At 23.7% G+C, this 11,501-nt stretch carries 10 protein-coding genes; all 10 read left to right on the forward strand.

Features of this window, described 5'->3' with window-relative positions:
- Positions 1-9: 9 nt before the first annotated feature.
- Positions 10-1,521, forward strand: a complete 1,512-nt coding sequence (lysS, locus tag D9V74_RS02070; protein WP_158362836.1) for a lysine--tRNA ligase — start codon at positions 10-12, stop codon at positions 1,519-1,521.
- 71 nt (positions 1,522-1,592) lie between these two features.
- On the forward strand, positions 1,593-2,840 hold the full coding sequence (gene lysA / locus D9V74_RS02075) for a diaminopimelate decarboxylase (protein WP_158362838.1): 1,248 nt from the start codon (positions 1,593-1,595) through the stop codon (positions 2,838-2,840).
- Between the two features lie 28 nt (positions 2,841-2,868).
- Positions 2,869-3,714, forward strand: coding sequence for a prolipoprotein diacylglyceryl transferase (gene lgt, locus D9V74_RS02080; protein ID WP_158362840.1), 846 nt, complete (start codon positions 2,869-2,871; stop codon positions 3,712-3,714).
- A gap of 12 nt (positions 3,715-3,726) precedes the next feature.
- Complete coding sequence (thyA, locus tag D9V74_RS02085; RefSeq protein ID WP_158362842.1) at positions 3,727-4,521, forward strand: thymidylate synthase; 795 nt, start codon at positions 3,727-3,729, stop codon at positions 4,519-4,521.
- Between the two features lie 74 nt (positions 4,522-4,595).
- On the forward strand, positions 4,596-5,915 hold the full coding sequence (miaB, locus tag D9V74_RS02090) for a tRNA (N6-isopentenyl adenosine(37)-C2)-methylthiotransferase MiaB (RefSeq protein WP_158362844.1): 1,320 nt from the start codon (positions 4,596-4,598) through the stop codon (positions 5,913-5,915).
- Positions 5,916-6,082: 167 nt separating this feature from the next.
- Positions 6,083-6,388, forward strand: a complete 306-nt coding sequence (gene ybeY, locus D9V74_RS02095; RefSeq protein ID WP_261979375.1) for an rRNA maturation RNase YbeY — start codon at positions 6,083-6,085, stop codon at positions 6,386-6,388.
- A gap of 91 nt (positions 6,389-6,479) precedes the next feature.
- A complete protein-coding gene (gene corC, locus D9V74_RS02100) occupies positions 6,480-7,358 on the forward strand; it encodes a CNNM family magnesium/cobalt transport protein CorC (RefSeq protein ID WP_158362848.1) in 879 nt (292 codons plus the stop codon).
- A gap of 54 nt (positions 7,359-7,412) precedes the next feature.
- Positions 7,413-9,998, forward strand: a complete 2,586-nt coding sequence (gene leuS / locus D9V74_RS02105; RefSeq protein WP_158362851.1) for a leucine--tRNA ligase — start codon at positions 7,413-7,415, stop codon at positions 9,996-9,998.
- A gap of 35 nt (positions 9,999-10,033) precedes the next feature.
- Positions 10,034-11,056, forward strand: a complete 1,023-nt coding sequence (gene holA / locus D9V74_RS02110; RefSeq protein ID WP_261979358.1) for a DNA polymerase III subunit delta — start codon at positions 10,034-10,036, stop codon at positions 11,054-11,056.
- Positions 11,057-11,081: 25 nt separating this feature from the next.
- On the forward strand, positions 11,082-11,501 hold a 420-nt coding region (nadD, locus tag D9V74_RS02985), incomplete at its 3' end, for a nicotinate (nicotinamide) nucleotide adenylyltransferase (protein WP_261979359.1).

Below are 11,501 nucleotides of genomic sequence, written 5' to 3' on the forward strand. Positions count from 1 at the left end.
GGAAAATTAATGTCAAATATTATAAAAAATGAAAACAATATTATAAAAAATGAAATAATAGAAAGGAAAAATAAATTTTTTAACATGAAAAAACAAGGTTTAGTTTTTCCTGATTACTTCAAAAGAAGTGGTAATTTAAAAAAAATATATACAGAATATCAAAAAAAAGATATTTATGAATTAAAAAAATTGAATATTTATGTTTCTGTAGCTGGTCGCATGATACAAAAACGTATTATGGGAAAAGCTTCTTTCTGTACACTACAAGATATAGAAGGAAAAATACAAATATATGTAAAAGAAGAAAATATTACATCAAAATTTTATAATGATTATTTTAAAAAATTAGATATAGGAGATATTTTAGGTGTAACAGGTTTGTTATTTAAAACTAAAACAGGCGAATTATCTATTTCTTGTGATAGTATAAAAATACTTTCTAAAGCTTTAAAACCATTACCAGATAAATTCCATGGTTTATTAAATCAAGAAATACGTTATAGGAAAAGATATCTTGATTTAATTAGTAATAATCAATTATATAAAATTTTTCAATTTCGTTCTAATATCATTGCAGAAATTCGAAATTTTATGATAAAAAAAAATTTCTTAGAAGTAGAAACACCCATGTTACAAAGTATCCCAGGAGGAGCTAATGCTCGTCCATTCATTACATATCATAATGAAATTAATGCTTCAATGTATCTAAGAATAGCTCCTGAATTATATCTTAAAAAATTAATCATCGGTGGTTTTGAACGTATCTTTGAACTTAATAGAAATTTTCGAAATGAAGGAGTTTCTTCTCGTCATAATCCAGAATTTACTATGATGGAAGCTTATATTGCATACTCTAATTATCAAGATATGATGGAATTAACTGAAAGTATTTTAAAAAATATTACTCAATCAATTTTTAAAAAGAATAAAATTCTATTTCATAAATATGAGTTTGATTTTAGTAAACCATTTCATAGATTAACTATGAAAAATGCTATTTTAAAATTTAATAAAAATATCATACTTTCTGATTTAACAGATTTAAAAAAAATCAAATTATTTGCAGAATCTATAGGAATAAAAATAGAAAAAAAATGGACGATAGGTCACATAGAAAACGAAATTTTCGAAAAAACAGTAGAAAAAAAATTAATTCAACCAACTTTTATAACGCAATATCCAGTAGAAGTTTCTCCTTTAGCACGACGTAATAATATTGATTGTAATACTACTGATAGATTTGAGCTATTTATTGCTGGATATGAAATAGCTAATGGATTTTCAGAATTAAATGATGCAGAAGATCAAAAAAATAGATTTTTAAAACAAATAAATGAAACAAACAAAAAAGAAAATCATAATATATTTTATGATGAAGATTATATAGAAGCATTAAAGTACGGTCTACCACCAACATCAGGATTAGGTATTGGAATTGATCGTTTAATTATGATTTTCACAAATCAAAACAGTATTCGTGATGTAATCTTATTTCCAACGCTCCGTTATTTGAATAAATAATTTTTATACATCATAATTTGTATTAAAATATTCACTATCAAAATATCGTATAAAATTTTAATGAGAAAACAATGCCACAACTTTTAAATAATAATGATAATAATATTAATATAAATAAAATACGTTATTTAATAAAAAAATATCGTCCTCCATTTTGGGTATATGATGGAGATATGATATGCAAAAAAATAAAACTATTAAAAAAATTTGATGTGATAAGATTTGCACAAAAATCTTGTTCAAATATTCATATATTACGTTTAATGAAGAGTAAAAATGTAAAAGTAGATGCTGTTTCATTAGGTGAAATTGAACGTGCTTTAATTTCTGGATTTAAATCTAATACAAATGAAATTATTTTTACTGCAGATATGTTAGATGAAGAAACTTTACATAAAGTAGCAAATTACAAAATACCAGTGAATGCTGGATCTTTAGACATGTTAACACAACTAGGACAAGTATCTCCAGGTCATCATGTTTGGTTAAGAATTAATCCAGGTTTTGGTTATGGACATAGCAAAAAAACTAATACTGGAGGAGACAATAGTAAACATGGTATTTGGGAACCTAAACTAGCGTTACCTATTATAAAAAAATACAAATTAAAATTAATAGGTTTACATATGCATATTGGTTCAGGTGTTAATTATATGCATTTAACAAAAGTTTGTAAATCTATGATACAAAATGTTATTGAATTAAACCAAAAGATATCTTCTATTTCTGCTGGCGGAGGTTTATCCATACCTTATAAATTTAATGAAAAACCTATTGATATAGAAAAATATTTCATATCTTGGGATTATGCACGAAAAAAAATATCTACATTTTTAAAAAAAAATATTCAATTAGAAATTGAACCAGGGAGATTTTTAGTTGCAGAATCTGGTATTTTAATTGCTAGAGTATGGGCTACAAAAAAAACAAATAATAACAATTTTGTTTTAGTAGATGTAGGATTTAATGATTTAATGCGACCTACTATGTATGGTAGCTATCATCATATATCTGTTATATCTGGTGACAATAGAAAAATTGATTTAAAAAATATGATTGATACTATTGTTGCAGGTCCTTTATGTGAATCAGGAGATATTTTTACACAAAAAATAGGAGGTACTATTCAAACTCGAAAATTGCCTGAAATCAAAACAGGAGATTATTTAATTTTTCATGATACAGGAGCTTATGGTGCTTCAATGTCTTCTAATTATAATACAAGACCACTGATACAGGAAATATTATTAAAAAATAATCATTCTATTGTTATTAGAAGACGTCAAACAATTCAAGAAATATTAAAATTAGAACAATAATTTTCCATTGAAGGATACTTTGTAATATATGTATATATTTTCCCCGAAATTTAATCCTATTATTTTCTCTATTGGACCTATATCTGCACATTGGTACGGTTTTATGTATTTCATTAGTTTTTGCTTTGCAATATGGTATGGGAAAAATTGCAGAATCAAAAATTACACACAATGGTATAAGAAAAAAATAGAAATATTATTATATTCTATTTTTTTAGGATCTTGTATCGGAGGAAGAATAGGATATATACTTTTGTATAATTTTACATATTTTTCTCAGAATATATTACATATATTTTATACATGGGAGGGAGGGATGTCATTTCATGGAGGTGTAATAGGTGCTATAATTACAATGTTATATTTTTCTTTAAAATATAAAAAAAACATATTAGAAATTTCTGATTTTATAGTCCCATTAGTACCTTTTGGTTTAGGTGCTGGAAGATTAGGAAATTTTATTAATAGTGAATTATGGGGTCGTGTATCACCACACTTTCGATATTCAATGATTTTTCCTAACTCTCAATACCAAGATTTAGAAATAGTAAAACGATGTCCTAACTTGAAACCAATTTTATATAAATATGGTGCATTACCACGTCATCCTTCTCAACTATATGAATTTTTTTTAGAAGGTATTGTTTTATTTTTGATAATACATTATTTTTCTAAAAAAAATAGACCAATAGGCAGTATTAGTGGTGTATTTTTATTTTTTTATGGAATATTTAGAATATTTGTAGAATTTTTCAGAGAACCAGATCCTCAAATAGGATTATTTAACAATATGATGACAATGGGACAAATCTTATCAATTCCTATGATTATTGCCGGATTGATTATTTTTTTTCAATCTTTTTATAAAAAATAAAAAATGAGAATTATGAAACAATATATAACATTAATTAAAAAAATTATTCAATTTGGAAACCCAAAACAAGATCGAACAGGAACAGGAACATTATCTATTTTTGGGTATAATATGAAATTTAATTTAAATAACGGATTCCCACTTATTACAACAAAAAAATGTCATATTCCATCAATAATTCATGAATTATTATGGTTTTTAAAAGGAGATACTAATGTTGATTATCTTAATAAAAATAAAATATCTATTTGGAATAATTGGGCTGATAAATTAGGAAATGTTGGACCAATATACGGAAAACAATGGAGAAAATGGAAAACTTGTGAAGGAAATTATATTGATCAAATTAAAAATGTATTAATAGAATTAAAAAATAATCCTAATTCACGTAGAATGTTAGTGTCAAGCTGGAATGTTGGTGAAATCAAAAATATGAAATTACCTCCTTGTCATGTTCTATTTCAATTTTATGTTTTCAATAAAACGTTAAGTTGTCAATTATATCAACGTTCTTGTGATGTATTTCTCGGGCTTCCTTTTAATATAGCTAGTTATTCTATACTCATACATATGATAGCACAACAATGTAATTTAAAAGTTGGAGAATTTTTATGGACAGGAGGAGATGTTCATTTATATAATAACCATATTCAATTAGCAAAAAAACAAATTCTTAGAACACCTCGTAAACTTCCAGAATTAATTATTATTAATAAACCTCTATCATTATTTCAATATTCTTTTCAAAATTTTAAAATTATTGGATATAATCCGTACTCTTCTATTAAAGCAAAAATATCTGTGTAAAAAAAATATTTATATTATATATAATGTATTTATATACAATATATTTATACATTAAATTGGACTAATTTCAAAATATGAAATATATATATATTAAAACTTGGGGCTGTCAAATGAATGAGTATGATTCATCAATGATAGCAAATTTATTAATACAAGAGAAAAAATATTTATTAACAACATCAGTAGAACAGGCTGATATTCTTATATTGAATACTTGTTCTATAAGAGAAAAAGCTCAAGAAAAGCTCTTTCATCAACTTGGAAGATGGAAAAAAATTAAAAACAATAACCCAAATATTATTATTGCCGTAGGCGGATGTGTTGCAAATCAGGAAGGAAAAAAAATTTTTAAAAGAGCACATTATGTAGATATTATCTTTGGTACACAAACTTTACATAAGTTACCAAAAATGATTTCTGAAATAGAAAAAAACAAAAAACATTCTATTGATATTAGTTTTCCCAAATTAGAAAAATTTAAATATTTTCTAGAACCTAAAAAAATAGGATATACAGCAAACGTTTCAATTATGGAAGGATGTAATAAATATTGTTCGTTTTGTATAGTTCCATATACACGAGGACATGAACTTAGTCGTCCTTGCGATGATATTTTATTTGAAATATCAATATTAGCAAAACAAGGTGTAAGAGAAATTAATTTATTAGGTCAAAATGTTAATGCATATAAAGGTTTAAATTCTAATGGACATATTTGTCGTTTTTCCCAACTAATAAGACTTGTCGCTACAATTGATGGCATTGATAGAATTCGCTTTATTACTAGTCATCCTATCGAATTTACTGATGATATTATTGAATTATATAAAGATATTCCAAAACTAGTGAGTTTTTTGCATCTTCCTGTTCAAAGTGGTTCTAACAAAATTCTTAAATTAATGAGACGCTCATATACAGTAGAAGAATACAAGTTAATCATAGAAAAATTAATGGTGGTTAGACCAAATATTCAAATTAGCTCTGATTTTATAGTAGGTTTTCCAGGTGAATCAGAAAAAGATTTTCAAAAAACTATGAGTTTTATAAAAAATATTAATTTTGATATGAGTTTTAGTTTTATATATTCTAGTCGACCAGGAACACCTGCTTCTAAAATAAAAGATCATATTGATATAAAAGAGAAAAAAAAACGTTTATTTATTTTACAAAATCGTATAAATATACAAACTATGTTATGGAGTAGAAAAATGTTTGGAAGTATTCAATCTATTTTAGTAGAAGGCATATCTAATAAAAACATTATGGAATTATGTGGTCGAACAGAAAACAATAGAATAGTCAGTTTTCTAGGTTCACCGAAAATGATCGGAAAATTTGTTAATTTAAAAATTACAAAAATTCATACACATTCACTAAAAGGTGAATTAATTTAAAAAAATTAAGAACAAAATATGAATAACATTATTATTAATTTACAAAAATGTTGTATAAATAATCAATCAATACCAAAAAAATTTTATTTCCAAAAATGGATAAAAAAAATTTTAAATAAAAAAAAAATATTAATATAATTACTATTCGTATCGTAGAAAAACAAGAAATCAAAAAATTAAACTTTTTTTATAGAAAAAAAAATCAAGCAACAAACATTTTAGCATTTCCTTGTAATGCATTTATCAAATATAATTGTCAACTATTAGGAGATTTAGTGATATGTAAAAATGTAATTGAAGAAGAAACATTAAAATATAATATATCATTAAAAGAACATTGGGCACATATTACTATACATGGAACACTACATTTACTAGGATATGATCATAAAAATAAACAAGATGCAAAAATTATGGAAAAAATAGAAAATAAAATTATGGCATCTTTACATTATCACAAACCTTATATTTAAAAAATTATTAATCTTTTATAAAAAATATTTTCACTCAAACATTTCTACCATAGAATAGTAGAATACTTTTAAAACTAGAAAATCTAATATTATGAGCGATAACAATTCTCAGAACTGTGATAAAATTAATAAAAAAGGATTCTTTTCTATTTTATTAAATCAAATTTTTCATGATGAACCTAAAAATCGAGAAGAACTATTATCATTAATTCGTGATTCAGAACAAAATGAACTAATTGATCAAGATACATGTGATATGTTAGAAGGCGTAATGCATATTGTTAAAAAAAGAATCAAGGAAATTATGATTCCTCGAACACAAATGGTAATATTAAAATTAGATTTTAATTTAAATAAATGTCTGGATATTATTATCGAATCTGCACACTCACGTTTTCCAGTAATGAGTAATGACAACAATTATGTAGAAGGATTTCTCATTGCTAAAGATTTATTACCTTTTATGAAGAAAAATCCAAAAAATATTTTTTGTATCAAGAATATAATAAGACCAGCTGTTGTAGTTCCAGAAAGCAAACATGTCGATAGAATGTTAAAAGAATTTAGAGCTACAAGAAATCATATGGCAATAGTAATTGATGAATTTGGAGTAGTCTCAGGTTTAGTTACTATAGAGGATATTCTTGAATTAATCGTCGGAGAAATTGAAGATGAATATGATAATATCGAAACATTAAATATTAGAAGATTGCAAAAGTGTATATTTTCTATCAATGCTCTTACAGAAATTAAAGAATTTAATGAAACTTTTCATACGAATTTTAGCCATGATAAAGTAGATACTATTGGTGGATTAGTTATGAAAGCATTTGGTCATCTGCCCAGTCGTGGTGAAAGCATTAATATTGATGGTTATAATTTTAAAATATCTGTAGCGGATAGTCGAAAAGTTATACAAATCCATGTAACTATTCCAGAAAATAAAGTGCCAATATTAAAAGAAGTATAAATATTAGTAAAGTATAATAAATTATTATTTAAACATTTTCTTTTAGAGAAAAAAATGGAAAAAGAATATTTACCAAAGCAAATAGAACACCACGTACAAAAATATTGGGAAAAAAATAAAACTTTTCAAGTGCAAGAAAATTCTAAAAAAGAAAAATATTATTGCCTTCCCATGTTACCATATCCTTCTGGAAAATTACACATGGGTCATGTTAGAAATTACACTATCAGTGATGTTATTGCTCGATATCAAAGAATGTTAGGAAAAAATGTGTTACACCCGATGGGTTGGGATGCTTTTGGTTTACCTGCTGAAGAAGCTGCAATAAAAAATAACACTAATCCTATGTCTTGGACTAAAAATAATATCAAATACATGAAAAAACAACTCCAATCATTAGGTTTTAGTTATGATTGGAGTCGCGAAATCACAACATGTAAACCAGAATATTATCGTTGGGAGCAATGGTTTTTTACTGAACTATATAAAAAAAAATTAGTCTATAAAAAAAATAGTTTAGTAAATTGGTGTACTTATGATAAAACTGTTTTAGCTAATGAACAAGTGATTAATGGTTTGTGTTGGAGATGTCAAAATAAAATTATTATCAAAAAGATTCCACAATGGTTCATAAAAATTAGAAATTATGCTGAATCTTTATATCAAGATTTAAAAAAATTAACACATTGGCCTGAAAACGTAAAAAATATGCAAAAAAATTGGATTGGTAGAATGAAGGGATTTCAAATTACTTTAAAAATTTTTAATACTTTTGAAACATTAAAAGTATTTTCTCTAAGATTAGATTTGATTATGGGAGCTACATATGTTGTAATATCTCCTGATCATGAACTATCAAAAAAAATATGTAAAAAAAATGAAATTTTTAAAAAATTTATAAAAAAAAATCAATATATTTCAGAAGAACAAAAACAATATATTAAATATATCGGAATTAATACAAACTTATTTATTATACACCCTATTACAGAAAAAAAAATACCAATTTGGATCGCTAATTTTCATAAAATAGAATATGGTATTGACACAATATTATGTATCCCAGGACATAATAAACATGATTGGCATTTTGCTATTAAAAATAATTTAAAAATTAAATATGTTATTTTAGATAACATACTTAAAAACAAAAGTTCATCATCATATACTTCATATGTTAATACAAAGGGAACATTATTTAATTCTGGAAAATTTAATGGTTTAAATTTTAAAAATGCTACTGAAAAAATAAAAAAAATATTATTATATAAAAAAATATTAAAAAAGAAAATTCATTATAAATTACAAGATTGGTGTATATCTAGGCAACGCTATTGGGGTACTCCTATTCCTATGGCAACATTAGAAAATGGAGACATTGTCTCTATACCAAAAAAAGATCTTCCGGTTATTTTACCAAAAATTAAAAATAATATTTATTCATCAAATAAAAAAATTCAAATTGATTCAAATTGGATAAAAATTCTTCTTAATAAAAAAACAGCGATTAGAGAAACAGATACTTTCGATACATTTATCGAATCATCTTGGTATTATGCTAGATACACTTGCCCAAATTTTCATACAGGTATGATTGATCCTATTGCATCAAAATATTGGTTACCTATAGATCAATATATTGGTGGTATAGAACATGCAACTATGCATTTAATATATTTCAGATTTTTTCATAAATTATTACGTGACTTTAAATTTGTAGATGTTGATGAACCTGTAAAAAATTTATTATGTCAAGGTATGGTTTTATCTGAAGCTTTTTATGAAATTAATCAAAAATCTCAAAAAAATTGGCTAAATCCTTCACAAGTATTAATAAAACGCAACTTAAAAGGAGAAATTATAGAAGTACATAATAAAAAAGGAAAAAAAATAGTATATGCAGGAATGATTAAAATGTCTAAATCAAAAAATAATGGAATTGAACCAGAATTAATTATTCAACGTTATGGAGCAGATACAATTCGTTTATTTATCATGTTTGCAGCTCCTATAGAATCTGCATTAGAATGGAAAGAATCTGGAGTAAAAGGTATACATAGATTTTTAAAAAAATTTTGGTTGTTAATATTTAATTATATTAAAATACAAAATACACATAAACATATGAACTTTAATGCTTTAAATGATCCACAAAATGAGTTAAGACGTCAATTACACGAAACTGTTTTAAAAGTTTCTGATGATATCAGTCGTCGACAAACATTTAATACTGCGATTTCTGCAATTATGAAATTAGTTAATAAACTTTCTCAAGCTTCTATGAAAGAAGAACAAGATAAATCTATTATGCGAGAAGCATTAATTTATACTATTAAAATGTTATATCCATTTACACCTCATTTGTGTTTTTTTGTTTGGAACTATTTGAACAAAAACAGTTCTATTGATTATGAATCGTGGCCTATCTTAAATCAAGAAATCTTATTAAAAAAATATAATATTTTTGTTGTTCAAATTAATGGAAAAATGCGATGTACTATAAATATTTCTAATCATTTAAAAAAAGAAGAAATTTTATCATATGCTCAAAATCAAAAAAAAATAAAAAAATATTTACAAGATACTAATATCAAAAAAATAATATATATTCCAAAAAAAATAATCAACTTTGTCATATAAAATCTTACGCATTATTTTAATATAACTTTAATATTATGATAAAAAACATACATCTATATGAATTAAAAAAATATTTAAAAAAAAAATTAAATACTATTTATATTTTTTTAGGAGAAGATTGTTGTTTATTACAAAAAAATCAAGATTTGATATTACAATTTGCATATAAAAAAGGTTTTTTTAATATTATAAAAATAGATATAGAAAAAGATAAAGATTGGGAACAAGTGATAATATTTTATAAAACTAAAAACTTGTTCTTCCAAAAAACTATTTTAGTTATTAATTGTTTAATAAAAAAAATTAATATTATTTTTATAAAAAAGATTAATAAGATATTATCTCTATCTTTATTAAACCTAGACATTTTAACAATATTAAAATTGAATCATTTATCTTATTATATTAAAAAAAAAAAATTTTTTAACCAATTTGAAAATAAAAATAATATAATTTCTTGTTTTACTCCAAACGATTTAAACTTTATACTATGGATAAAATATGAAATACAAGAAAAAAATATTCAAATAGAAAAACAAGCACTTTTTTTATTATATAAATATTATTCCGGTAATACTTTATTTATATATAATATCTTAGATATAATTTCAATAACATGGCCTAATAGCAAGATTACGGAAAAAAAAATTAAAAAAATTATTGTTGACTTTGTTGATTATTCATCATTACATTGGATTGATTATATATTTCAATTTAAAACTAAACAAGCTATTGCTGTCTTGTATTATTTTTTAAAAAAAAAACGTAATCCCCTTATTTTAATACGTGCTTTACAAAAAGATTTAATTAAATTAATGTATATTAAACGTTATATTAAACGTGAAGATAATAGAATAAATATATATTCTATTTTAGAGAAATACAATATTTGTTCTACAAGACACAATATGTTTATTAATGCTATTAAAAAAATAAGTGATGATAATGTATTTAAAGTAATACAAATTCTCCTAAAAATAGAAATTAATATTAAAAAAAATTATAACTATAATATATGGTATAAACTTCAAGAATTAACTTTAATATTAAACAACTAATATTTTTGATAAATTAATAATAAAAATGAAAACATTACACGGAATATTCGGAGGAAATTTTGATCCTATTCATAATGGTCATATTCATTTAGCTAGACGATTAGCACAAGAAATGTATATTGAAAAAATAATATTTCTACCCAATAATAATCCTCCTCATCGTATAAAAAATAAAACATCAATTATAGATAAAATTAATATGATTAAACTTGCCATTAATGATTATTCTTTATTTGAGATAAGTTACTTAGAAACACATAATCATCATATTTTTTATACAATTGATACATTAAAAAAAATTAGAGAAAAAATCAATTATTCAAGACCATTATGTTTTATAATGGGTGAAGATAATTTAGAATATTTTCATCTTTGGAAAGATTGGGATAAAATATTACTTTATGTACATTTAGTTGTTTGCCCTAGAAAATACAAAAAAAAAAAA

It is taken from the genome of Buchnera aphidicola (Macrosiphoniella sanborni), from assembly GCF_005080885.1.
GTDB classification, from domain to species: domain Bacteria; phylum Pseudomonadota; class Gammaproteobacteria; order Enterobacterales; family Enterobacteriaceae; genus Buchnera; species Buchnera aphidicola_AU.